This is a genomic window from Bradyrhizobium sp. URHC0002 (genome assembly GCF_054059515.1).
In genome coordinates, this window is the sequence record NZ_JBSSCF010000001.1 from 6,855,787 (window position 1) to 6,880,809 (window position 25,023).

At 62.7% G+C, this 25,023-nt stretch carries 18 protein-coding genes and 3 pseudogenes; 10 read left to right on the top strand and 11 right to left on the bottom strand.

Going from position 1 to position 25,023, the window contains the following annotated elements:
- Positions 1 to 74: 74 nt before the first annotated feature.
- Positions 75 to 233, bottom strand: a pseudogene (locus ACVWVY_RS33540) (SAM-dependent methyltransferase); the annotation flags it as partial.
- Positions 234 to 343: 110 nt separating this feature from the next.
- Here ACVWVY_RS33540 and ACVWVY_RS33545 point away from each other — a divergent pair.
- The gene (locus ACVWVY_RS33545) at positions 344 to 820 is read left to right on the top strand and encodes a hypothetical protein (protein ID WP_456630395.1); all 477 of its coding nucleotides are present in this window, start codon (positions 344 to 346) and stop codon (positions 818 to 820) included.
- 149 nt (positions 821 to 969) lie between these two features.
- Positions 970 to 1,164, top strand: coding sequence for a hypothetical protein (locus tag ACVWVY_RS33550; RefSeq protein ID WP_456630396.1), 195 nt, complete (start codon positions 970 to 972; stop codon positions 1,162 to 1,164).
- 51 nt (positions 1,165 to 1,215) lie between these two features.
- On the opposite strand, the gene ACVWVY_RS33555 is transcribed toward ACVWVY_RS33550, so the two are convergent.
- On the bottom strand, positions 1,216 to 2,559 hold the full coding sequence (locus ACVWVY_RS33555) for an IS5 family transposase (RefSeq protein WP_456624781.1): 1,344 nt from the start codon (positions 2,557 to 2,559) through the stop codon (positions 1,216 to 1,218).
- A 190-nt stretch (positions 2,560 to 2,749) separates the two neighbouring features.
- Complete coding sequence (locus tag ACVWVY_RS33560; RefSeq protein ID WP_456630397.1) at positions 2,750 to 3,232, bottom strand: MarR family winged helix-turn-helix transcriptional regulator; 483 nt, start codon at positions 3,230 to 3,232, stop codon at positions 2,750 to 2,752.
- A 172-nt stretch (positions 3,233 to 3,404) separates the two neighbouring features.
- Here ACVWVY_RS33560 and ACVWVY_RS33565 point away from each other — a divergent pair, with 172 nt between their 5' ends.
- The 6 genes and pseudogenes from ACVWVY_RS33565 to ACVWVY_RS33590 all read left to right on the top strand — a co-directional run bounded on the left by ACVWVY_RS33565 (position 3,405) and on the right by ACVWVY_RS33590 (position 9,763).
- Positions 3,405 to 3,923, top strand: a complete 519-nt coding sequence (locus ACVWVY_RS33565; RefSeq protein WP_334508698.1) for a flavin reductase family protein — start codon at positions 3,405 to 3,407, stop codon at positions 3,921 to 3,923.
- Between the two features lie 74 nt (positions 3,924 to 3,997).
- Entirely contained in the window at positions 3,998 to 5,230 is a 1,233-nt protein-coding gene (locus ACVWVY_RS33570) for an acyl-CoA dehydrogenase family protein (protein WP_456630398.1), read from the top strand.
- 40 nt (positions 5,231 to 5,270) lie between these two features.
- A pseudogene (locus ACVWVY_RS33575) lies at positions 5,271 to 6,294 on the top strand (amidohydrolase family protein).
- Between the two features lie 40 nt (positions 6,295 to 6,334).
- The gene (locus ACVWVY_RS33580; protein WP_456630399.1) at positions 6,335 to 7,711 is read left to right on the top strand and encodes an MFS transporter; all 1,377 of its coding nucleotides are present in this window, start codon (positions 6,335 to 6,337) and stop codon (positions 7,709 to 7,711) included.
- Between the two features lie 65 nt (positions 7,712 to 7,776).
- Positions 7,777 to 8,853 carry a maleylacetate reductase gene (locus tag ACVWVY_RS33585; protein WP_456630400.1) on the top strand — a complete coding sequence of 359 codons (1,077 nt, stop codon included), beginning with the start codon at positions 7,777 to 7,779 and terminating at the stop codon, positions 8,851 to 8,853.
- A gap of 13 nt (positions 8,854 to 8,866) precedes the next feature.
- Entirely contained in the window at positions 8,867 to 9,763 is an 897-nt protein-coding gene (locus ACVWVY_RS33590) for an intradiol ring-cleavage dioxygenase (RefSeq protein ID WP_456630401.1), read from the top strand.
- A gap of 4 nt (positions 9,764 to 9,767) precedes the next feature.
- Here ACVWVY_RS33590 and dusA read toward each other — a convergent pair whose 3' ends face one another.
- Positions 9,768 to 10,763: a tRNA dihydrouridine(20/20a) synthase DusA gene (dusA, locus tag ACVWVY_RS33595; RefSeq protein WP_456630402.1), complete on the bottom strand. Its 996-nt coding sequence runs from the start codon at positions 10,761 to 10,763 to the stop codon at positions 9,768 to 9,770.
- A 440-nt stretch (positions 10,764 to 11,203) separates the two neighbouring features.
- On the opposite strand from dusA, the pseudogene ACVWVY_RS33600 reads away from it, so the two are divergent.
- Positions 11,204 to 11,380, top strand: a pseudogene (locus tag ACVWVY_RS33600) (tyrosine-type recombinase/integrase); the annotation flags it as partial.
- A 328-nt stretch (positions 11,381 to 11,708) separates the two neighbouring features.
- Positions 11,709 to 17,216 (top strand): trifunctional serine/threonine-protein kinase/ATP-binding protein/sensor histidine kinase, encoded by a 5,508-nt coding sequence (locus tag ACVWVY_RS33605; protein WP_456630403.1) that lies wholly within the window; start codon positions 11,709 to 11,711, stop codon positions 17,214 to 17,216.
- Between the two features lie 71 nt (positions 17,217 to 17,287).
- On the opposite strand, the gene arfA is transcribed toward ACVWVY_RS33605, so the two are convergent.
- From arfA to ACVWVY_RS33640, 7 genes are all read right to left on the bottom strand, one after another.
- Positions 17,288 to 18,832 carry an arabinosylfuranosidase ArfA gene (gene arfA, locus ACVWVY_RS33610; RefSeq protein ID WP_456630404.1) on the bottom strand — a complete coding sequence of 515 codons (1,545 nt, stop codon included), beginning with the start codon at positions 18,830 to 18,832 and terminating at the stop codon, positions 17,288 to 17,290.
- A complete protein-coding gene (locus ACVWVY_RS33615; protein ID WP_456630405.1) occupies positions 18,829 to 19,692 on the bottom strand; it encodes an ABC transporter ATP-binding protein in 864 nt (287 codons plus the stop codon). The genes arfA and ACVWVY_RS33615 overlap by 4 nt, the downstream gene beginning before the upstream one ends.
- Positions 19,689 to 20,720, bottom strand: coding sequence for an ABC transporter ATP-binding protein (locus ACVWVY_RS33620; protein ID WP_456630406.1), 1,032 nt, complete (start codon positions 20,718 to 20,720; stop codon positions 19,689 to 19,691). The genes ACVWVY_RS33615 and ACVWVY_RS33620 overlap by 4 nt, the downstream gene beginning before the upstream one ends.
- Complete coding sequence (locus ACVWVY_RS33625) at positions 20,720 to 21,583, bottom strand: ABC transporter permease (RefSeq protein WP_456630407.1); 864 nt, start codon at positions 21,581 to 21,583, stop codon at positions 20,720 to 20,722. The genes ACVWVY_RS33620 and ACVWVY_RS33625 overlap by 1 nt, the downstream gene beginning before the upstream one ends.
- Complete coding sequence (locus ACVWVY_RS33630) at positions 21,583 to 22,587, bottom strand: ABC transporter permease (protein WP_456630408.1); 1,005 nt, start codon at positions 22,585 to 22,587, stop codon at positions 21,583 to 21,585. Before ACVWVY_RS33630 ends, ACVWVY_RS33625 begins: the two co-directional genes overlap by 1 nt.
- A gap of 86 nt (positions 22,588 to 22,673) precedes the next feature.
- The gene (locus tag ACVWVY_RS33635; protein ID WP_456632376.1) at positions 22,674 to 24,533 is read right to left on the bottom strand and encodes an ABC transporter substrate-binding protein; all 1,860 of its coding nucleotides are present in this window, start codon (positions 24,531 to 24,533) and stop codon (positions 22,674 to 22,676) included.
- Between the two features lie 97 nt (positions 24,534 to 24,630).
- Entirely contained in the window at positions 24,631 to 25,011 is a 381-nt protein-coding gene (locus tag ACVWVY_RS33640; RefSeq protein WP_456632503.1) for an alpha/beta fold hydrolase, read from the bottom strand.
- Between the last annotated feature and the right edge of the window lie 12 nt (positions 25,012 to 25,023).

The following is a 25,023-nucleotide window of genomic DNA, read 5'->3' on the forward strand; positions in this document are numbered from 1 at the left end:
CTGGCCTCCAAGAGCGGCGCAGAAGCAGACACGCTGATATCGGACGCGATGGCCGATCGGCGACATCAGATAGGTCAACGCACTTCGAAGATCATGTTGACCGGCGTCTCGGTCGCGCGGCGGAAGCGTCCGAAGCCCGCTTCAGTCGCCACCTGACGCAATCTGCTTTCACCCGCCTGCGCACCCAGCCCCAGGCCCACTTCCTGAGAGAGTGTCGCCGGCGTACAAATTAACCCTGTCGGCAAACACCCTGTACGAGGGGCGGGTTGTTAAGTCAGCCGCCGCCAAGTTGCCTCATTAGATCGGAGAATTTCAGCGGCGCAAATTTGAGCCGGAGGACATCATGCTGAGAATGGTGTTGCTGGGCCTCCTCATCCCATTGGGTGTTGGCGTACTGGCGGCAATGGAACTCGGAACTTCACCGCGCAGTGCAGTAGCGGTCGTCCAGCCCCTTGCCGAGACAGGCGTAGGCATTTCCGATTCACATGGTGCGTTGGCGAAGGCTGATCGACTTGAAATTACTGCTGCGAGCAGCGAGACGCCAGCGCAGCCTGCTCCAGTCGACGAACGCATTTCTCCGTCGGAAGGCACCAGCATCGGTTCCTCGGAGCCCCCGAGGGTTATCAACCGCCATCGGCACGATCCCAAATCAAAGAAGGTCGCTGCCGCTGCCCCTCCTAAGTCGAAGCCAAAGCCAAGCGATATCAAGCGAACTGCCCTTTCCGAGCGTTCAAGGGCCACCAACAACACCGAGCCCTGTCGGCTGAGCGCGTTTGGTGGCTTGCGTAAGGCGTTGAATTCAGTCGACTGCGAAATTTGATTAAGCGAGCATAATTCCTCTTGGAACGGCTTCGGTCGCTCTAGTTATCTCCAGAACTTCCCTGCTCAAGGCGAGCGACCGCTGCGCCGGTCCCTCCCCATTTTGGATGCGGGGACGAGCACATTCTCGCGGACCATCGGAGATCGGCAATGACCACAAGAACCTTTTGCACACTTGCCGCCACCATCTTTGCCCTGATCGCACTTCTGCAGTTGATCCGGATTGCGATGGGGTGGTCGGTCACCTTGAATGGCGTTGATGTGCCGTTCTGGGCGAGCTGGATTGCCGTTGCCGTGGCAGGCACGCTGAGCTTCGCAGGCTTCCGCGCCGCCATGCGCAGCTAATGGCTAGCAGAGCCCGATCGCGCTAATGCGTCGTCCGTGAAGATTACGTTTTCAGGCAGTCGCTAGTTTTGGCTTCGGGAAGATGGCTGTCAGGATGAGGCACAACAAAATCCTGAGCCACTTGATGAGGCGTCGGAAGTTGTAGCCGGCCGCGGCGAGGATGGCGTTGTTGAGGTCGCCTTTGCGGTGGGCGAGATAGTTGCGCCCCATTCGGTGCTCGTCCTTGAGGTGGCCGATGACGGGTTCGACGGCAGAGCGTCGGCGCATCTCGCGTTTGATCGCCGGGGTGACGCGGCGTTTTTGTTTTGAGGTGTAGATTTTGAACATGTAGTCGGCCGGCGCATTGTGGCCGCGGTAGCCGGCATCGGCGTGGAGCCGCTCGATCGTGGTGCCGACGAGTTTTTCGATCCCCGGGATCACCTCAGCCAGCGTATGGCCGTCATAGGGATTGCCGGGCAGCGCCTGGACATGGGCGACGAACTGGCCGCCCTTGCTATGCTTGAGGGGGGTGGCAACGCTGACCTTGACGCCGAACTCGTAAGGCCTGTGGGCCTTGCCCTTGCCGATGCACTCCACTTCGGGAGCATGCAGGCTGTAGACCTTGGGGCCGCGCTGTCCGCGCTCCTGCGCTCGTACCCGTCGGCCAAGGCTGAGCAGGAGAGCGAAGCTGGCCTCGAGCCCATGGTTGCCGTCGATCTTGCGGGCAATGTCGCGGATGACGCGGCCCAGATAGGTCTTGAGCTTGCGCAACGCCCTGTTGGCGCGCTTGAATTGCTTGGCATGGGCGTAACGCTGATGCTGGATCAGGGCGAACTTGCCGACCCGCGCATAAGACTGCCGCAGCTTCACACCCTGCTGTTTGGCCAGCTTCACCAGCTTCTCGCGGGCCCGGTTCATCAGCTTGGCGTCGGTCGGGAAGGTAATGTTCTTCGGCTGCACCGTGGTGTCGACAATGACGCGGGCGAGATCGCCGGGCTTCATCGCGCCAGTCTTGGTTGCGACCGCTAGGCTCTCCTGCAACAGCGCCTGCAGCCGCTCCTCGCCCATGCGGTTGCGCCAGTGGGTCATCGAGGAGCGATCCAGCGGCAGCCGATGCTGGAAAAACTCTTCGCCGCAGAAGTACTGGTAATACGGGTTCTCGATCCACTGCTCGCACACCACTTCGTCGCTCAGGTTGTAGGTGTGCTTGAGAATCGCGAGCCCCGCCATCAGTCGGGTCGGCAGCGGCGGCCGCCCGGAGCCGTCGGCGTACACGGCGCCGAACTTCTCTTCCAGAAAGCCCCAGTCGATCGTCCGCGCCAGCTTCGCCAGTGCGTGATCCATGTTGATGACCTGGTCGAGCCGCGAACGAAACAGATCCTGTTTGCCGCTTTCCCGCCGCTCCCGTGGCCGCATCGAACTCCCTCCGATTGCGTTTGAGCGTAGAGAATCACGGCTTCGGATTCGAGGGAATCCCAAACTGCAATTTGCAAGAAAATCGACGCCAGAGCCCCAATTTCCGGTAAATCCAATCGATGGAATTCTCGCAATTATTATTGCCAATCAACCGCTTCAGGATATTTCACGGACGACTAATGCGAAAAAGTCAGGTTCTGCTTCTTGCTGCCTTGCTCGCCTTGTTCGCTTCCTCGATCTCGGGTTCGAGCGACTTCAGGCTCTCGTAGATCTCCGCCAGAATTGTCTTCAGGTCCGAAATGTTCTTCGAGGGGAAATCGCGCACCGCCACTTCCTCGAAGCGGATGGCGATCGGGATCAGCTCTTCAACCAGTGTCCGCCCCTTCGGCGTGAGGTTGATCGCAACGGTGCGGCCGTTGTCCTTCAGCCGCGCGCGCGTGACGAGACCACGCCGTTTCATCTCCCCGACCAGCCGCGACAACGTCGATATCTCGATCGTCGTCATGACCGCGAGATCGCCGAGCCGCTGATCGCCGGTTTCCCAAAGCGCGGCCATCACGCGATACATCGGCAGGGTCACGCCGTAGCCGGCAATGCGCCTGGAAAACAGCTCACCCATCTGCACGCCGACGCGATTGAGCAGGTATGGAAAGGAATTTGTAAGTCTGTACAAAGTCTTGCGTCCTGCCTTGGTGCAACTTTTGCAACCTTCCAATAGCCGGACATGAATCGTTTTTCAAGGCAATTGTTGCATTTGAAAATTTCTCTTGACCGATATTTGCAAATGCAATTATTGTTTGCGGAAGTTAACCGCCGAACAAGAGCGGACTTCCGTGGAGGAAACCATGTCGCTGGATTCGGCATCCGACGAATTGCGTGAAACGTTCAAGCGCGCGTTGCGGCGATTTCCCGCGGCGGTGTCGGTCATCACCTCGGCCGACCAGGATCGCCGGCACGGGATGACGGCGACCGCCGTGACCTCGCTGTCGCTTGATCCCCCCTCCCTGATCGTTTGCATCAATCAGGCAACGCTGCTGCATGACATCATGCTCCTGGCGCGCCGGTTCTGCGTCAACGTGCTGCGCCGCGATCAAGTCCCCCTGTCGTCTGCCTTCAGCGGCGCACTGCCGGCCGAGGAGCGGTTCGGGCTCGGCGACTGGAAGACTTCGGCCGAGGGCGTCACCTATCTCGCCGACGCGCAGATCAACATCTTCTGCAAGAAGGCGGCGGCCGTGCCCTACGGCACCCACACGATCTTCATCGGCGAAGCCGAGACCGTGAACGTGCGCGATCCGATCGAGCCGCTGATCTACCAGGATGCGACCTACTGTTTCTCGGTGCCGCACGACAGCCAGGCTGCATGAACTGCAGCCGGGCGGCGTGAACCGCGCCAGCCACCCGACCGCCTTTCAACCCATCGAAGATACGGAGCAAACCAATGGTATCAGTCGCCCAGTTGAAGGACGTGCCGGCACAGAAGTCGCTTCGCCCTGATATTGCCGAGTTGCGGAGCCGCGTGGCGCAGATCGCGCCACAGATCAAGGCGCGCGCCCACACCACGGAAAAGGCCGGGCGCGTTCCGGAAGAGAACATCACGGCACTGCGCAACATCGGCTATTTCGACATCGTCAAGCCGGCGATGTTCGGCGGCTACGAGCACGATTTCGACGTGCTGGTCGAATTGAATATCGAGCTCGCCAAGAGCTGCGCCTCGACGGCATGGGTCGGCGGCCTGCTCGCGGCCCATCAATGGCTGATCGCGGGATTCTCCGAAGCGGCGCAGTGCGACGTCTGGGCTGGCAATCCCGACGCGGTGGCCTGCGGCTCCTACGCCCCGGCCGCCAAGGCGATCGAGGCCGACGGCGGCTATCGCCTCACCGGGCGCTGGTCGTTTGCCAGTGGCTGCGATAACGCGCAGTGGTCGTTGTGCGCGGCACTGCTGCCGTCGAAGACCGAGAGCGGCCAGTTTGCGCCGGCCTTCCTGCTGGTCCCCGCTTCCGACTACGTCATCGACGACACCTGGAACGTCGTCGGCCTCAGCGGCACCGGCAGCAAGACGCTGGTGCTGTCGGACGTGTTCGTGCCCGCGCACCGCCTGCTGTCGTTCGCCGACACCACATCCGGAAAGACGCCGGGCGCCGCGCTCTATGCCGCCAACCCCACCTTCTCGATCCCGATGCTGTCGAACATCCCTTCCTGCCTGGCCTCGGCTGCGGTTGGCGCGGCGGCCGGCGCGCTGGAGGACTATCTTGCCGTGACATCGCGACGGATCACCCGCGGCGCCGTGGCCGGCCACAACAATCGCATGGCGGATTTCCCGACCATCCAGCTACGCGTTGCGGAAGCGAGCGCTTCCGTCGATGCCGCGCGCGAGGTGCTGCTGCGCGATCTCAGGGATCGTGCGGCGACGATCCGCGGCGGCGGGCCGGTCTCGCTCGAGGATCGCATCGTCAGCCGCCGCGGCCAGGCGTTTTCGGTAGCACTGGCCATTCGCGCCACCGAAGCGCTGAACGCCTCGACCGGCGGGCTCGGCCTCGATCTTTCCAACCCGGTGCAGCGCGCCTGGCGCGACGCCAATGCCGTCGGCCGCCACATCAGCATGAACTGGGACGCCGTCGGCACCATGTACGGCCAGCTCGCGCTCGGGCTGACCCCGCAAGGCCAGTACTAACGGCCAATACTAATCAACATCAGACATCAGCGAGGACGACATGCAGGGCAAGATCGCACTAGAGGGAACATTTCGCCATCCCGGACACGCTGATGGACTCGGCGGGCTTCGTCCCGGATTCCTACTGGCCGGAGCTGAAGGATCGCCTCCTGGATATCCAGGACAAGCGGCTGGCGCAGATGGACCGGCACGGCGTCGAGATGATGATCCTGTCGCTGAACGCGCCGGCCGTTCAGGCGATTCCCGACGTCACGCGCGCCAACGAGATTGCGATCCGGGCCAATGATTTTCTCGCCGAGCAGGTTGCGAAACGGCCTTCGCGCTTTCAGGCCTTCGCCGCACTGCCGATGCAGGATCCGGATCTTGCGATCAAGGAGCTCGAGCGCTGCATCAAGACGCTCGGTTTCCGTGGCGCGCTGGTCAACGGCTTCTCACAGATCGATGGCAGGAAGCCACTCTATTACGACCTGCCGCAATACTGGCCGTTCTGGGCGGCGGTCGAGCAGACCGGCCTGCCCTTCTATCTGCATCCGCGCAATCCGCTGCCGGAGGATTGCGCGATCTATGAAGGACATCCGTGGCTGATGGGCCCGACCTGGGCGTTCGGACAGGAGACCGCCGTTCATGCGTTGCGCCTGATGGGATCGGGCCTGTTCGATGCCTATCCGAAACTCAAGATCATCCTCGGCCACATGGGCGAAGGCCTGCCCTACAGCATGTGGCGCGTCGATCATCGCAACGGCTGGGTCAAGGCGCCCCCGAAGCACAAGGCGAAGAAGAAGATCTGCGACTACTTCAACGCCAATTTCTTCCTGACCACGTCAGGCAATTTCCGCACGCAAACGCTGATCGATTCCATCCTTGAAATCGGAGCGGACCGCATTCTGTTCTCGGTTGACTGGCCGTTCGAAAATGTCGATCACGCCTCCGACTGGTTCAACAGCGCCAGCATCAGCGAGAACGATCGCGTGAAGATCGGACGGCGCAACGCCATCGATTTGTTCAAGCTCGACCTCGGCGAAACCACTGTCGCCGGGCACGGCATCCATCAAGCCGCGGAATAAGCGGTCTCACAACGCACGAACATCATCTTGGGGAACGACCATGAGCAAGCAGGTAATCGATCTTCACGAAGAGCTCGCCGAAGCAAAGGTGGGAAAGTTTCACTGGCGCCTCGGCGCCATGATGGGACTGCTCACGCTGTTTGACGGATACGATACGTTCAATCCGGCTTACGTCATCCACTATGTCGCAAAGCCCTGGGGTCTTCAGCCCGGTCAGGCTGGACTACTGATCTCCAGCGGGCTGGTCGGATTCCTGATCGGCGCTGCGATCCACGGCATCATCGCCGACCGTCTCGGCCGCCGCGGCACCCTGCTCGGCGGTCTGTGGATCACCAGCATCTTTACGCTACTCACCGCAACATCGGCGGACTCGTTCCTGTCGTTCTGCATTCTGCGAATTCTGACCGGCATCGGCCTTGGCGTGCTGCTGCCGCTTGCGACCACCTACATCAACGAGTTGGCTCCGCGGCGCGTGGCGAACACGTTTGCTTTGTGGGGCGTTGCCCTCGGCTGGGCGCTCGGCGGAACGCTCGCCGGTGTCGCCGGCGTGTTCGCGACGCCGGTGTTCGGCTGGACGTCGCTGTACTGGATCGGCTCGCTGTCGTTCCTGCTGCTGCCCTTCATGCACTTCATGTTGCCGGAATCACCGAAGTTCCTTGCCCTTCAAGGCCGCACCGACGAAATCCGCGACATGCTCAGCAAGCTTCGGCCCGAGCGCGCCGCCGTCTACAAGTCCGCCGAAATTGCGGTCGAACAGTCCGAAAAGCCGGTCAATTCGGTGGCGGTGCTGCTCCAGCCCAAATATCGCCGGATCACGTTCGCGATCTGGGCGTCCGCGTTCCTCAGCCTCTTCTGCATCTTCGGCCTGTCGGGGTGGATTCCGACCGTGATGATGCAGCGCGGAGAAACCTTTGCCGCCAGCTTCGGCTTTGGCGCGCTAATGCAGATCATGTCGTTCGTCGGCGCGCTCGCGCTTGGGCATCTGGTCGACAAGTCCGGCAGCAGCCGCGGGCTAATCGCAACCTGGTGGGCGATCGGCGGCCTCGCCGTGCTCTCCCTCGTGGTAATGAATGACCACATCGTCAACATCACGTCGGTTGCGGCCGCCGGCTTCTTCATCATCGGCGCGCAGTTCGTGCTGAATAACTTTACCGCGGCTTCCTACGAGACCGGCGTGCGCGCCACCGCGGTTGGAATGGAACTCGGGGTCGCGCGGGTCGGCGCCATTCTCGGCCCGTTCGTCGCCGGCGCGCTGCAGCAGATCTACCAGAGCCCGACGCCGATGTTCCTGTCGATCGGTATCTCGGCAATCGCCGCCGGGGGGATCATCCTGCTGGCCCGGCGGCCGGCTAGCGCCCCCGCTGATAGCCTTGAAGAGACCACCGGCTTGCGCAAGGTTGCACAGCCCGCCTCTTGAGCCGGAAGTCCGGCTCCAGGGCGGCCTGATCCTGGAGCCGGCCATTTCGTCCGCAAGGAGCAACCATGCAAGACTTCATCTACCAGAGCGCGCCGATGCGGGTGGTGTTCGGCGCCGGCACGCTGCGTCAATTGCCCGACGAATTGTCCCGCCTCGGCGTCGCCAGCGCACTGGTGCTGGCGACGCCGCGACAGAATGATCTGGTCGCCGGCATCCGTGAAATGATCGGTGACCGCTTCGCCGGCGTTTTCACCGGCGCCGTCATGCATACGCCCGTTGAGGTCACCGAACGGGCCATGGAAACCGTGCGCGAGGTGCGGGCCGATTGTCTCGTGGCGATTGGCGGCGGTTCGACCACCGGCCTCGGCAAGGCGATCGCGTTGCGCACCGACCTGCCGCAAATCGTGCTGCCGACCAGCTACGCCGGCTCGGAGATGACGCCGGTCGTCGGCCAGACCAGCGGCGGGATCAAGACCACGCAGTCGAGCCCGAAAATTCTTCCCGAGATCGTGATCTACGACGTCGACCTCACGATGACGATGCCTCCGGGGTTGTCCGCGACATCGGGCATCAACGCCATCGCCCACGCGGTCGAGGCGCTTTACGCGCGGGATCGCAACCCCGTGATATCGCTGATGGCGCAGGAGGGTATCCGCACGCTGGCGCAAGCGCTGCCAATAATTTGCGCCCAGCCAAACGACAAGACCGCGCGCACCGACGCGCTCTATGGCGCCTGGCTTTCCGGCATCTGCTTAGGTGCCGTCGGCATGGCGCTGCATCACAAGCTCTGCCATACGCTGGGCGGGTCGTTCAATCTGCCGCATGCGGAGACCCACACTGTCATCCTCCCGCATGCCATCGCCTACAATGCGCCTGCCGCGCCGGAAGCGATGACGCGGATCGCAACAGCGCTTGGTGCGCCCGACGCCGCGTGCGGCCTGCACGATCTGGCGCGAAAGCTTGCTGCGCCGGCATCGCTGCGCGAGATCGGCATGCCCGAGAGCGGCATCGACCAAGCCGCCGACCTCGCCGTGAAGAACCCGTACTGGAATCCGCGCACGATCGAGCGAGAGGCAATCCGCGAATTGATCGCGCGGGCCTGGCGCGGCGACGCTCCGCAAACCAGCCCTGCGATCCCTTAAAGAGAACATTGACATGCGCAACTTTGACGAAGCCACGATCACCGATGCGGTCTTGCAGCGTGTCAGGGCCGCAAAGGACGATCGCGTCCGGCAAGTCAGCGAGGCCCTCGTGCGTCATTTGCATGCGTTCGTCAGGGAGATCGAACCGACGCAGGCGGAATGGGAGGCCGGCATCGATTTCCTGACCCGCACCGGGCAGATGTGCGACGACAAGCGGCAGGAATTCATCTTGCTGTCCGATGCGCTCGGCGTCTCCATGCTGGTCGATGCCATCAACCACCGGACACCAGAGGGCGCGACCGAGACGACCGTGCTCGGACCGTTTTACGTGCAGCGCGCGCCTGAGCATCCGCTGGGCGCGGATATCTCCGGCAGCATGGAAGGCGCGCCGCTATTGGTCACCGGCACGGTATCGGCGGCTGGCGGAAGACCGCTTGCCGGCGCCGTGGTGGACGTCTGGCACTCGAACGATGACGGCTATTACGATGTTCAGCAGCTCGACGAGGTTGGCGAGCTGGCGATGCGCGCGCGGTTTCGCACCGATGAAAACGGCCGGTTCTGGTTCTGGTCAATCAAGCCGGCGGCCTATCCAATCCCCCACGACGGGCCGGTCGGCAAAATGCTCGAGGCGCAGAGCCGCCACCCCTGGCGCCCGGCCCATGTCCACTTCATGATATCAGCGCCCGGACACCAGACGCTGGTGACACATGTGTTCGCGGCGGGCGATCCATATTTGGACTCGGATGTCGTGTTCGGCGTCAAGGATAGCCTGATACGCGAATTCGCAGGCATGCCGGCCGGAACGGCCGTCGATGGCCGCGCGATGACGCAGCCTTATTATCATCTAAACTACGATTTCGGACTGAAAGCGTGTTCGGAAGCGCGCCGCGCCGGAGAGCGCGCCGCGTAGCGACTTACGCCGCAACCAGCGCCGCCGCGCGATCCTCGACCAGCGCGATCGCATCGCGCAGCACGTTGACACCGGCACCGGGCTTGACGCCCTTCTCCGCAAGATGGCGGCGGAAGGCGCGCGCGCCGGGCACGCCATGGAACGCGCCGACAAAATGCCGCGTCATCGAATGCAACCGCGCGCCCTGCGCCAGCTGGTCCTCGATGTAGGGAAACATCGCTTCGAAGACGTCCTTCATGCTGGCGCATGGCGCCGCCTCGCCGAACAATTCCGGATCGACCTCAAGCAATCGCCACGGCTCCTGGTAGGCCGCCCGCCCCAGCATCACGCCATCGACATGGTCGAGATGGCGCTTCGCCTCCGCAATGCTGCCGATGCCGCCGTTGATGATAACGGGTACATCCGGCAGCGCGGCCTTGAGCCGGTAGACCCTGTCGTAATCGAGCGGCGGGATGTCACGATTTTCCTTCGGCGACAATCCGTTGAGCCAGGCTTTTCGGGCATGCACGACCAGCGCATCTGCGCCGGCTACGACCACGCTGCGCGCCAGCACGTCGAGCGCAATTTCCGGATCCTGGTCGTCGATGCCGATCCGGCATTTGACGGTGACGGGAATTTTGACCGCTCGCTTCATGGCCGCAACGCCGTCGGCGACCAGCGCCGGCTCCGCCATCAGGCACGCGCCGAAGCGGCCATCCTTCACCCGGTCGGACGGACAGCCGACATTGAGATTGATTTCGTCGTAGCCAAAGTCCTCGCCGATCTTCGCAGCAGTGGCGAGATCGTCCGGATCGGAGCCACCGAGTTGCAGCGCCACCGGATGCTCGCTCGGATCGAAGCCAAGCAGCCGCCCACGGTCACCATGAATGATGGCGCCAGTCGTCAACATCTCCGTATAGAGCCGCGCGCGCCGGCTCATCAGACGGTGGAACACTCGGCAATGCCGGTCGGTCCAGTCCATCATGGGCGCCACTGAAAATAGATAGTCTTGATATTTCAACAGTTTATCTTACTCTTCAATGGGATGAACAGCGAACGTGTGCACGCCAAACTAGACGAAATTGCACACGTTTGTACCCGCTTTGACCTCCCGGTGTACACATGGTGCACATGAAAGTCGGAGTGCACACGCGTGGCGACCTTCACACAATTGGTATCCGGAAACTGGCGCGTCCCAGGTGCGCCGCAAGACCAGTTATGTGGCCGAGACGTTTCGACGGCGCAAGGACGGAGAAGAATGGGCGCTCGAAATGGAGCGCAACATCGACCGCAACGGATCATCCAAGCCACGCGCGGTGCGGAAGGTTCGCACGTTTGGCGATCTGATCGACCTGCACGACGAAGACATGCACGAGGTTGGGAAGCCCCCTCGCCGGTCAAAAGCTGCTGTGATGGCGTCGCTCAAGGCTACGCTTGGCAATGTGAAGATTCCCGCGCTCAATCGAAGACCTGCACTTCCACGATCTGCGTCACGAGGGAACGAGCCGTCTGTTCGAGGCAGGACTTCCAATCGGAAAGGTGGCACTGGTCACCGGCCACAAAGATTGGCGGCAGCTCCAGCGTTATACCAATCTTAAGGTTGCCTGCGATGGGCAGTTCTCTTTGCGATCGGCGTGAAGCCATACAGGAACAGATCCAGGGCAATCCGCATTTGATGCGCCGATTTGGCTCGCGACGTGGCAAGTTGACGAAATTGAGGTAGGTGATACGTTTTGAACGCGCCCGGGATAGCCAATTGAATAAGGCGCCGGAATAAAGGCGTGAGGTCAGGCCCGTCGTGTCACGCGTCGCGCGCTCGTCCCGTGTCTCATACAAGCACGTCCGAATAGAGAGATCTGCTAACGGCGCATTGCCGCAAAGGGCGACTTCAGGAGGGTAATGCGGAGCAACCCGGCGAGACTGCTTCGGCTCGGGACGGGAGTTCGGCCGCGCATGGTTTACCGAGATGAACCTTTCATCGTTTTTGGGCGCAGGCTGGGCCCGTGGCGGCCCGCAGATCCTGTGTGACGAGGAAGGATTTCTGTTGTGCCGCGCCTGCCGTGAGAGCATCGACGGCCAGCGCAAGATCGTGCTGGTCGTGCTCCCGGCAGCGGAGCATCCAAGTCCGCAGAACCTTGATCGCCTCGCACACGAATTCGAGTTGATGGAAGAGTTGGACGGCGCCTGGGCAGCGAAGCCGCTGGAGCTTCTGCAGGATCGCACCCGGACCATTCTCGTGCTTGAAGATTTTGGAGGTGACCCGCTCACCCGACTGATGGACGCGCCCATGGAGATGGGAGACTTTCTGCGCCTCGCCATTCAAATCGCTGGAGCGTTGGGCAAAGTCCATCAGTGCGGTCTCGTGCACAAGGACGTCAAACCGGCCAACATCCTAGTAAATCGCACCAAAACAAGCGTGCGGCTCACCGGCTTCGGCTTTGCGTCGCGCCGGCCGCGTGAACGACAGTCTCCGGCGCCCCCCGAATCGATCGCCGGCACGCTCGCCTATATGGCGCCCGAGCAGACCGGGCGCATGAACCGCTCGACCGACTCGCGCAGCGACCTGTATTCGCTCGGCGTCACGCTGTACCAGATGCTCACCGGCTCGCTTCCCTTCACCGCGACCGATCCGATGGAGTGGGTGCACTGCCACATCGCCAGAAAGCCGGCACCGCCAGGCGACCGGCTGGGAAATGTCCCGGCCGCGGTTTCGCGGATCATCATGAAGCTGCTCGCCAAGATGGCCGAGGAGCGTTACCAGACCGCGGCCGGCGCCGAGAGGGACTTGCGGCGCTGTCTTGCCGAATGGGAGTCTCAGCGCCGCATCGACGAGTTCCCGCTTGGCCAGCACGACGCACCCGACCGGCTGCTGATCCCCGAGAAGCTGTACGGGAGGGCGCGCGAGGTCGAGACCTTGCTCGCCTCCTTCCGCCACATCGTCAGCAGCGGCATGCCGGAATTGGTGTTGGTCTCGGGATATTCCGGCATCGGCAAATCTTCAGTCGTCAATGAGCTGCACAAGGTGCAGGTACAGGTGGGCGGGCTCTTCGCCTCGGGCAAATTCGACCAGCACAAACGCGACGTCCCGTATGCGACGCTCGCGCAGGCGTTCCAGAGCCTCGTTCGACCGCTGCTTGGCAAGAGCGATGCGGAGCTGAGCGGGTGGCACCGCGACTTTCTGGAGGCGTTGGGGCCAAATGGACAGCTGATCGTCGATCTCATCCCCGAGCTCGAGCTCATCATCCGCAAACAACTGCCGGTTCCGGAGCTTCCATCGCAGCAGGCGCAAGGCCGTTTTCAAGAGGTGTTGAAGCGGTTCATCGGCGTATTCGCCCGCCCCGAACATCCACTGGTGCTGTTTCTCGACGATCTCCAATGGCTCGATGCGGCGACGCTCGACTTGCTGGAGGATTTGTTGACACGGTCGGACCTGAAGCACCTGATGCTAATCGGCGCCTATCGGGACAACGAGGTCGATGCCGCCCGTCCCCTTTCGCGCATGCTCGACGTCATTAAGACCGCGGGCGGAATCGTCACGGAGATCACGCTGGCGCCGCTCGATCGGGCGCATCTCGGGCAGTTGCTTGCTGACGCGCTTCGCTGCGAGCCGGAGCGGGCGGCGCCGTTCACGCAGATGGTGCTCGAGAAGACCGGCGGCAATCCTTTCTTCGCCATTCAGTTCATGTTTTCGCTCGCCGAAGAAGGACTACTCGTCTTCGACCACGAGGCGGAATGCTGGTCATGGGATCTCGATCGCATTCATGCCAAGCGATACACCGATAACGTCGTGGACCTCATGCTCGGGAAGCTTGCCCGGCTGCCGGCCGCGACGCAGACCGCCCTGCAGCAGATGGCCTGTTTCGGAAACATCGCCGACACCGCGATGCTGTCGATCGTCCTGGGAATTCCGGAGGAGCAGGTCCACGCAGCCCTGTGGCCGTCCGCTCGTCAGGAATTGGTAGAGCCCCAGGCAGGTGCCTATCGCTTTGTCCACGACCGCTTCCAGGAGGCGGCCTACGCGCTGATCCCCGAAGACGAACGGCCGGCAGCCCATCTGCGGATCGGCCGACTGCTCGCGGCGCGGGCGGCACCGGAGGTAATCGAGGAAAACGTCTTCGAAATCGTAAGCCATCTCAACCGCGGCGCCGCCTTGATCACCGCGGCGAAAGAGCGGGAGAAGCTGGCCGATCTGAACCTGTTGGCCGGCCGGCGCGCCAAGGTGGCAACGGCCTTTGCCATGGCGCTCGCCCACTTCAGCGCCGGCGAGGCGATGCTGGCTGAGGATCGTTGGGAGCGGCATTACGCGCTCAGCTTCGCGTTGGCGTCGCAACGTGCGGAGTGCGAATTCCTGACCGGCCAGAACGCAGCCGCGAAAGCGCGCCTTGCCGAACTGGCGGGCCGTGCCGTCACCCTTCCCGATCTGGCCGCCGTCACCCGACTGCAGATGGAGCCAAACGACCGCGACGTCAAAATCGGCCTCGCCTATCTGCGCCGTGTCGGCATCGCGTGGCCGGAGCAACCGACATCGGAGGAGGTCGGGCAGGAATATGAGCGGATGTGGCGACACATCGGCGAGCGCCCGGTCGAGGCGCTGGTGAACCTGCCGCGGATGACCGATCCGATCGCATGCGGCACCATGGACGTCCTCACCGTGCTGGTGTCGCCCGCCTGGTTCATCGACGAGAACCTGCGCCGCCTCATCGTTGCGCGAATGACGAATCTGAGCCTGGAGTTCGGCAACTCCGATGCGTCGTGCCTCGCCTACATCGTCCTCGCCACCGTGCTGGGGCCTGACTTTGGCGACTACGAGGCTGGGTATCGCTTCGCCCAGCTCGGCCTCGACCTGGTGGAAAGACACGGATTGGATCGCTTCAAGGCGCGCGTCTATCTGGGCTTTGGCAGCTGGACGCGCCATATCCGGACGGGCCGGCCGCTGTTGCGGCGGGCCTTCGACGCGGCGCAGCAAGCCGGCGACTTCAACTATGCGAGCTTTACCCGCCACCACTTCGTGACGCACCTTCTCGCGTGCGGCGATCCACTCGCCGAGGTGCAGCGGGAGGCGGAAGCCGGCATCGACTTCGCGCACCGGGCACGGGTCGACCTGGCAGTCGACAGGATCACCGGGCAGCTTCAGCTGATCCGCACGCTGCGCGGCCTGACGCCCAAGTTCGGCAGCTTCGACGACGCCGACTTCAACGAGGAGCAGTTCGAGCGCCGTCTGGAGGCGGACCCGCAGCTGGTGCACGCCGCCTACTGGTACTGGGTCCGCAAGCTGCAGGCGCGCGTTCTTGCCGAAGATCCGGCCGCTATCGCAGCGGCGACGAAGGCGGACGGCCTGCTCTGGACGTCGAAGACGCTGTTCGAGCGCGTGGAGCTGCATTTTTATGCCGCGCTGGCGCAGTCCGCGATCGGCGATGCGGCATCGTCCGCGGAGCGCGCCCTGCGTCTCGAGGCCCTGGCAGCCCACCACCGACAGCTTCAGCAATGGGCCGACATCTGCCCGGAGGACTTTGCCGACCGCGCCGCGCTCGTCGAGGCGGAGATTGCGCGCATCGCAGGCCGCGAGCTCGATGCGATGCGTTGCTACGATCGGGCCATCGGCGCCGCGCATGCGAACGGCTTTGTCCATAACGAGGCGATCGCCAACGAGCTGGCCGGGCGTTTCTATGCCGCGCGCGGGTTCGAGAAGATTGCCACTGCTTATCTGCGCGACGCTCGCTATGGATATCTTCGTTGGGGCGCCGATGCCAAGGTGAGGCAGCTCGAGCGCCTTTACCCGCGGCTACACGTGGCGGAAGACGGTGGCGCTGTCGGGACGGCGGGCGGCTCGGTCCAGCAACTGGACGTCACCACAGTGGTCAAGGCGTCGCAGGCCGTATCGAGCGAGATCGAGCTGCCGAGGCTCATCGAGACATTGATGAAGATCGCGCTGCAAAACGCCGGCGCGGATCGCGGCCTGCTGATCCTGTCACGCCACAACGACTTCCGGATCGAGGCGGAGGGCCAGTCGAGCGGCGACGAGTTCGCGGTCGCAGTGCGCCAGGCGCCCGTCTCCGGTCCCGATTGTCCGGAGGCGTTGCTGCGCTATGTCATTCGCACGCAAAAGACCCTCATCCTCGATGACGCATCGCGGCCCGATCCGCTCTGCGACGCTGACTATGTGAATCGCCGGCATCCCAGATCGATTCTCTGCGTGCCATTGATGAAGCAGGCCAAGCTGACCGGGTTGCTCTATTTCGAGAATAGCCTGGCCACGCACGCTTTCACGCCGGACCGGGTCGCGGTGCTGGAGATGTTGGCCGCCCAGGCCGCGATTTCGGTTGAGAACACCCTGCTCTACCTCGATCTGCAGGAACGTGAGGCCCGCATCCGACGGCTCGTCGATTCCAACATCATCGGAATCCTGTTCTGGGACGCGAACGGCAACATCAGCTACGCCAACGACGCCTTCCTGAGCATGACCGGTTACTCCAGGCAGGAGCTCGTGTCCGGAGCGGTCAGCTGGAAGGAGATGACGCCGGCGGAATACGAAATTCACGACGTCCAGCGGATTGATCGGCTTCGCCTGTCGGGAGAGGTCGCGCCCCGCGAGAAGCAGTACTTCAGAAAAGACGGCAGCCGGATTCCTGTGCTGGTCGGCTCAGTCTCGGTGGCGGGATCCCCTGATCAAAGCATCTCCTTCGTGCTCGATCTGACAGAACGCAAGCAGGCGGAAGCCGAAGCGCGCGAGAGCGAGCGGCGCTATCAGGAAATGCAGCTTGATCTGGCGCACGCGAACCGGGTCGCAACCATGGGTCAGCTCACCTCTTCGATCGCCCATGAGGTCAGCCAGCCTATCAGCGCTGTCGCTATCAGCGCCGGCGCGGCCCTGAACTGGCTCCGCCGGAAGCCACCTGATCTGGAAGAAGTGCGAACATCAATAGAGGCAATCGTCAGGGACGCGCACCGCAGCGCCGAAGTGATTGGCCGACTTCGTGCGCTCTTCAGGAAGGAGCCGCCGCGCAAGGAGCATTTTGATCTCAACGAGGCGGTCGATGAGGTGATCGTTCTGACCGGTAACGAGGCACTCAAAAATGGGATTTCGGTGAAGACGCAACTTGCGGACGGTATGCGGCTCATCGAGGGCGATCGTGTACAGCTACAACAGGTTTTGCTCAACCTTATTGTCAACGCGATCCAGGCCATGGCCACCATCCCCGATGGGGCGCGAGACTTGCTCATTACCACCGCCCCGGCCGGATCGGATTCCGTGCTCGTCCGGGTTGCTGATTCCGGGCCCGGCCTCGATCCACAGATGCTCGAGCATGTTTTCGATCCATACTACACGACCAAGCCTCACGGCATGGGCATGGGCCTGGCGATCTGTCGTTCAATTATCGAGGCCCACAACGGACGCTTGTGGGTGAGCGCCAACGAGCCCCGCGGCGCCGTCTTTCAGTTCATGTTGCCGGTGGATCCGGGCGGCGGACTCTGACCAGGCGCGGGATGCGCAAGCACACCGCCCGAAACCACAAGCCGTCCTGATCGACCGACCGTGATCTGCTTTCAGTTCGCCGACAGATGGACCACATTCCATGACGCCGGCTTCAACGTCGCTCGCATCCGCGTCCCATCGAAGGTGACGCCTCGCAACGGCGCGGGCGTCACCCGCGCCGGCGCGTCCCTGGTATTTGTTACCTGGAGATCATCGTGGCGCACTTCAAGCGCCTCGCTTACGGCGAGCCGGCCAAAACTCCGCGCCTCGAGGCTCACCTCCATCTCCTGTGTCAGGTCGCGGTTGAGCATGAAGAGCGAGAGACTGCCGGCCTCCCCCGCAACGGCCGCGATCTTGAGATATGCCACGTTCGGCACCGGAAAGGTGAATTCGTGGACACCGCGGGGATCGTAATAGGACGAATCGTAGGCATCCGACTCGACCTGAGTACGCAGAACCCTGCCACGGCCTAAGCGGCACATATGCGCGAACGGAAAGAAGATGGTCTGGCGCCACGCCGTGCCGCCGGTCTCGGTCATGATCGGCGCGATCACGTTCACGAGCTGCGCAAGACAGGCCGTTCTCACCCGATCGGCGTGATTGAGCAGCGATATGCAGGCGCCGCCGAAGGCGAGCGCGTCCTCCATGGTGTAGATTTCCTCCAGGATCGGCGGCGCCACCGGCCACCCCTCTTTGACCCGATCGGCCCGGTTGCGGCGGGTTCGATACCAGACATTCCATTCATCGAAGCTCAGCATCATGCGCTTGTTGGAGCGCCGCTTCGCCGCCACCGCGTCGGCCAGGGCGGCAACCTCGTCGATGAAGCGGTCCATCAGGTCGGGGCTGGCAAGGAAAGATGCTGTGTCCTGCCTGTAATTGTTGAGATAGGTATGGAGCGAAATATACTCGACATGATCGAAGGTGTGCTCGATCACGGTGTCTTCCCACTGGCCGAATGACGGCATGTTTCGCCCGGACGAGCCGCAAGCCGCAAGCTCGATGGTCGGATCCACCCACCGCATCATCTTGGCGGCTTCGCGCGCCACCGCGCCATAGGCGTCGGCGCTCTTGTGTTCCATCTGCCAGGGGCCGTCCATTTCGTTGCCCAGGCACCAGAACCTGACATTGTGTGGCTTCTCCCAGCCATGGGCGCGGCGCAGATCCGACCATGCCGATCCGCCCGGATGATTGCAGTATTCAACCAGGTTGCGCGCAGCGTCCCCGCCCCTGGTGCCGAGGTTGACCGCCATCATCGGCTCGACCTCGGCGGCCTTGCACCAGTCCATGAATTCATTGGTGCCGAAGCTGTTGGGTTCGGTGCTGCACCACGCGAGGTCGAGGCGCACCGGGCGCTTGTCGACAGGGCCGACGCCGTCCTCCCAATTATATCCGGAAACGAAATTGCCGCCGGGATATCGGATGATGGTCGGGCCGAGTTCCTTGACCAGCGCCAGCACATCGCCGCGAAAGCCGTTCTTGTCCGCGGTTGGATGACCGGGTTCGTAGATGCCGCCATAGACACAGCGTCCGAGGTGCTCGACGAAGGCGCCGAACAGACGCGGGTCCGTGTGGCCGATGGCAAAATCGCGGTCCATCAGAACGTTTGCTCTTCTCATGTTCGCCTCTCGGATGCCATGGGGCCGGTGAGATGGGTCATACTGACAGAGAGGTCCGCCGCGACGTCGGGCAATAGCGCGGCTTCGCGCAACTGACGCGAATAGGGATGCTGCGGCGCGTTCAACACCGCTCTCGCATCGCCGCTTTCGACGACGCTGCCCTTCTGCATGATCATGATGCGGTCGCTGATATAATAGGCGGTTGCCAGATCGTGGGTGACGTAGATGATGGAGATGCCAAGCTCGTCACGCAACGCCTTGAACAGGTTGACGATGGATATGCGCAAGGATGCATCGATCATGGACACCGGCTCGTCGGCCACGATCAGCTTCGGATTGGCCAGCAACGCACGGGCGATCGCGACCCGCTGAAGCTGTCCGCCGGAAAGCTCGTGCGGGTATCGACGGCTCACTTCCTTCAGCGACAGTCCGACCTTGTGCAGCGCCTCGTCAACGGCCGTCTCGGGCGTGACCCTCCGGTCGGCAGCCATGAAGCGGCGTTGCGTCATGAACAAATAGCGCTCGAGCCGCTTCAGCGGGTTGAAGGATTCGAACGGATTCTGGAAGATCGGCTGCACCTTGTGCATGAAGGCCAAGCGACGGGCGCTGGTGCGGATCGTCGCAATGTCGACGCCATCGAACAGCAATTTGCCGCTGGTTGGTGTCTCGATATTCAGGATCATCTGCGAGAGCGTGGTCTTGCCGCTGCCGGATTCACCGATGATGGCAAAGATCTCGGGCCGCCTTGCGTCGAGCTGGAAGCTCACGTCCTTGACCGCCGCAATCCGCTCGCCCGACAGCAGTCCTCCCCGATTGAAGGTCTTGCTGACCTTGCAAACATCGAGCAGCAGGTCGCTCATGCCTCCTCGCTCCGGTTGACGGCAAAGCACGCGACGCGATGCGCGGGCGCGGTCTCCAGCGTGGCGGGGACCTGGCGCTTGCAAACCTCCATCGCCAGTGGGCAGCGCGGATGGAATCGGCATCCTGGAGGGGGATCGGCGAGATTTGGCGGCGCGCCTTCAAGCCCCTCGCGGGAAACGTCATCGCCGATGCGAGGCAGGCTGGAAATGAGATGCCTGGTGTAAGGGTGCAGCGGATTGCGGAAGATCTCTGCTGTTGCGGCCTCCTCGATCAGGCGGCCGGCATACATGATGCCGAGGCGGTCGGTCACCTGCGCGTGGACGCCCAAATCATGGGTGACCAACAGGACCGACGAGCCGATCTCGCGCCTGATACCGCGGATCATGCCGAGCACCTCCTTTTGCACCACGACGTCGAGCGCGGTCGTGGGTTCGTCGGCGAGGATGACATCGGGGCGGCAGATGGTAGCGAGCGCAATGGTGGCGCGTTGACGCATGCCGCCGGACAGCTGATGCGGGTAGGCCGCCAGCACCGTCGGGTCAAGCTTGAGGCGCGCCAGATGGGCGACCACCTCCTGCTCGAATTGGCTGCGGCTGCCGCCGAAATGCGGATACGCGAAGTCGACGAAGGCCGATCGGAGCCGACGCACCGGGTTCAGTACGTTCATCGAGCCTTGCATGACATAGGACAAATGCCGCCAGCGGATCCGCGCCACCTCCGCCGCTGGCGCGCGGTGCAATCCGCCGTAGCCGGGCAGGAAAGCGAAATCCACGCGGCCGCCGACCACCTCCAACGGCGGCCTGACCGCACCTGCGATCGTCTTGATCAGCGTGGTCTTGCCGGAGCTGGATTCGCCGGCGAGCCCGTAGATCTCGGCGCGGCGGACCGCGAAGCTGATGCCGTCGACCGCCTTGACGTCGCGCTTGACGCCGAAACGATCGGTCCGGAAATGCGCCTGCAGGTCGCGCACCGACAGGATCGGCTGCGCGTCGTCGGGCGGGTAGCCCTGCGTCATCTCGGCCAGCATCACGACGCCCCTGCGAAGTTGCGGAGACGGCTGCGCGGATCGATATAGTCGTTCATCGACACCGCCAGCAGGAACAGCCCAATGAAGGTCATGATCACGGCGATGGTCGGAAAGGCGATCCACCACCACACCCCCGCCACCATCGCAGTGTGCTGGTTGGCCCAATAGATCATGCCGCCGATCGTCGGCGTGTTGATGTCGGTGAAGCCGAGCACCGCCAGCGTTACCTCCAGCCCGATCGACCATACCATATTGTTCATGGTCGTCGAGAAGACGATCGGCATCACATAGGGCAAGTGCTCCTGAACCAGGATCTCGCGCGTGCTCATGCCGGAGAACAGGCTGCTCTGGGTGAATTCGCGGGCCTTCAGGCTCATTGCCACCGAGCGGATCAGTCGCGCGTCATAGGCCCAGCCGAGGCAGGCCATGATCAGCGCCAGCAGCAGCCAGGACATGCGGTCGCGCATCACGAAATAGAACAGCACGAGGATCGGCAGCAAAGGGATGACGATGAAGGTGTCGTTTACCGACATCAGCACCCGATCGATCCAGCCCCCCTTGTAGCCGCTGAGCAGCCCGACCGCGAGCGCCAGCAGACGGCTGATCAATGCTACCGTGCATCCGAACAGCAGGGTATTGCGAATGGCAAAGGTCAGCTGCCAGAACACGTCCTGGCCGCGCGACGTGGTGCCGAACCAGTAGGTCAGCGACGGCGGCAGATCCGGCGGCACCACATAGACATCCTGCGGCGGATAGGGCGAGAAGCTCGCGAGCGCCGACAACAGCAGCACCATGGCGACCAGCGCAGCGCCGATCCGGAATTCGGCGTGGTAACGCAACAAGTCACGCAGCATTGCTGCCATCAGCTGACCTTCACCCTGGGATCGAGCAACGGATACAGAAGATCGATGATGAGTACGCCGGCAGAGACGCCGAGGATGGAGACGGTGGTCACGCCGAGCACGAGCCCGTAGTCCCCCGCATAGACGGCGTCGACCAGGAGCGAGCCGACACCAGGATAGCCGAACACCTTTTCGGTGATCACGGCGCCGTTGAAGATTCCGCCGAGCGAAATGGCGAGCCCGGTCAGCTGCGGCGGCAGCGCGTTGCGCATCACGTACGATGACAGGACGCGCCAGGGTCTGACGCCCGCCAGTTCGGCATAGACGACATAATCCTCGGTCACGACATTGGACACCAGCGCGCGCATCCCGAGGAACCAGCTGCCCACGCCGATCAGGATCAGCGAGAGCGCGGGCAGGATGGCGTGCTGCAATACGCTGCCGACGAAATCGAACGTGAATGTCTGCGGCAGGTTCATCGCCGAACCGCCGGTGATCGGAAGTACCGGCCAGAGGAAGCCGAACACGATCAGCAGCACCAGCGCCAGAATGTAGTAAGGGATCGGGTGCAGCCCCATGGCGATCATGCCCATCAGCTTCAGCCCGCGATTTTTCTGGTAGTAGCCGGCAAGTCCGCCGAGCAGGCTGCCGAGCCCCCAGGCGACGGTGGTCGAGAACGCGAGCAGTCCGGCGGTCCAGGGCAGCGCACGGCCAATCAGCGTCGAGACGGGCGTTGGAAACGCCGACATCGAGGGACCGAAATCGGCGCGCAGGATCCGTTTCCAGAACGCCAGATATTGCTCGACGGGCGAACCGCCGAGTCCGTAGAGCTCCCGCAGCGAAGTGCGCATCTGCTCAATCGCATCCGGAGCCGTGTTGCCAAAGGAGGTGACTGCCGAGATCGACTGCTCGACAGGATCGATCGGCGTGGCGTGGGTTATGACATAAGCGAGGTTGATGCCGATGAAGATCACGAGCAGGAACTGCGCCAGTCGCCGGCCAATATACGCGAAATATCCGCTCATCGGCGCTCCCAGGATGCCGGACCGGGGCATACGGACAGACGCGACCGGCTGCCCGAGAGATGCCATCGCCGCCTCCTCATCACGTCTTAGCCGGTCGGCTTGAGCTTCACGAGCATATAGCGCGAATTGCCCCAGTTCGGCACCGGATTGGTGTAGGGATTCTCCGACGTCGGAAATCCCGTCCAATAGGTCTGGTCCATCGCGGTGAAGACGTTGTACGCCATCAGCGGGATGGTCGGCATCTCCTTCACCGCGAGCTTGATGTAGTCCTTGCCAAGCTCGATCGACTTCGGATCGTCAAAGCCCACCATCCGGATGTTTTCGATGATCTTGTCCAGCGCGGGATTCGACCAGCGCTGCCAGTTGCGCAGCGGCTGGGATTTGCCTGGCTCTGCGACGAACTGCGAATGCCAGCTGTCGAGGAAGTAGGACAGGTCCGGGTGTCCACCCCAGGTCTCGACACTCCAGCCGATGAACGTGTCGAAATCGCCAGCCGCCCGTCGCGTCGTCAGCGTCCCCTGCGCCACATCGATCCTGGCATCGATGCCGGCCTGCTTCCATAGCTGCACGATCATGGTGCCGGCGCGGGTCATCACCGGGCGCAGGTCGCCCTCGACCATGACGCGGACGGTGAAGGGTTTTCCATCCGGCGTGGTCCAGACGCCGCCGCGCTTGGTGAAGCCGGCCTTCTCCAGCAACTCCTGCGCGGCCTGCGGATCGGCCTTCCACCAGCCCCCGCCGAAGGCGCGGGCGATCTCCGCGGGGTCGGACGGGATCTGCTCGCCCATCGAAGGCCGCAGCATCTCGGCGATCTGCTTGCCGATCGTGGGATCGTACGGCTTGATCTTGCGCTTGCCGGTGTCGATCTCAAAACCCTTGAGCCATTCTTCCATCGGCTGATGATATATTGCCGGATGGGCGCCGGTCGGCGGCACGCCGATGGCCGATATGGTGGCGGCGCCGCGATAGGCCGCCATCGACACCGCCTTGATGTCGATCAAGAGCGCCAACGCCCATCGCACGTCGGGGTTCTTGAACAGGTCGTTCTGGGTGTTGAAGGCCACCGCTGGGAGCGTCGGATCAGGATGACCATAAGGGAAACCCTTGAACCATGCCCGCGTCGCCTTGCTTTGCTTGGCGAGAGCAAACATGCCCTCGGGCGCGATGTCATGGATCACATCGAGCTCGTGGTTGAGCTGCGCAATGACCCGCTTGTCCGGTGGGCCGGGATCAATGTAGGCGAGATATTTCGGCCCAGGCTTGCCGTACCGCCCGAGCGTGGTGCGCTGCCAGTCGTCGCGCAATTGCCAGATGTACCATTTGCCGTCGGGATCGTAACTGTTCAGCACATAAGCGCCGAGCGAAACCGGCCTGTTGAAATCGAACTTGGCCGGATCTTCCACCTTCTCGAAAACATGCTTGGGCAGGATCCACACCGCCCCCCAGCGCACCGTGAAGTTGGCGTGGAAGCGTGAGTTGGGCTTCTTGAGCTTGAACACCACCGTATGGGGATCCGGCGCATCGACGGACGCCACGTTGCTCGCCAACACCGCGCTAAAGCGCATCCCTGGATGCTTGATCTGGGTCGTCACCGTCGAGACGACGTCATCGGCAGTGAACTCGACACCGTCGCTCCAGAAGATGCCCCTGCGGAGCTTCGCCGTCATCTCGGTGAAATCGGCATTGTATTGCGGCTTGTCGGCGGCCAGCGAGTTGTCCCAGACACCGTCGAGACCGCTTTCCGGATCAATGTACCAAAGCGTATCGAGGGCGACCTGCTGCAATCCATTCGACTGCGACCCGGCATTGATGGCCCAGATGTTGAACCACCCCGCGTTCTTGACGGTCCCTTCCGGGTTTTCCAGGATCAGCAGTTCCTTCCTGGGGATGTTTTGCGGAATGCCCTGCGCATGACCCGAAGTCGCCACCAGGAACGGCAGCGGCATGAGAACGCACGCAACCAGCAGAAGTGCACGAATGCTGCGCATCATCTTCCTCCCGGTGCATTTTTTTTCGTCGTTCGTGCGACGAATGCTAGAGGCGTCAAAAACCAGGGACAATAGAAATCTTTGTCAAGTCCGAAGATCGCCTGCCCATCCCCCGCTTGCGCGCGCACGTCACGCGCTCCGGCCAGATCGCCGCGACGATGTCGGCGGTCCGGGCGCCCCAGTCGAAGCCCGCGACCACCGCTTTGTCGATTCGTGCGTTCGCCGGAGCGGCCGTGAACGGCAAGGTGGTGCTGGGAGAGACCCTGGGCGCAACCCAGTCGGTCAAGCCATCGCCGGGGCAGCGCGTCGCCGTGCGCCAGCAACAGAACATCCGCCCGCTCAACGTTGACTGCGTACCACATATTCTCGCGCCGATGCCGGTGTCAGGCCAATGCGATTCCTCGACCTTGATCTCCTTCGGCACGCCAACGCGCATGGTCGACTCCTC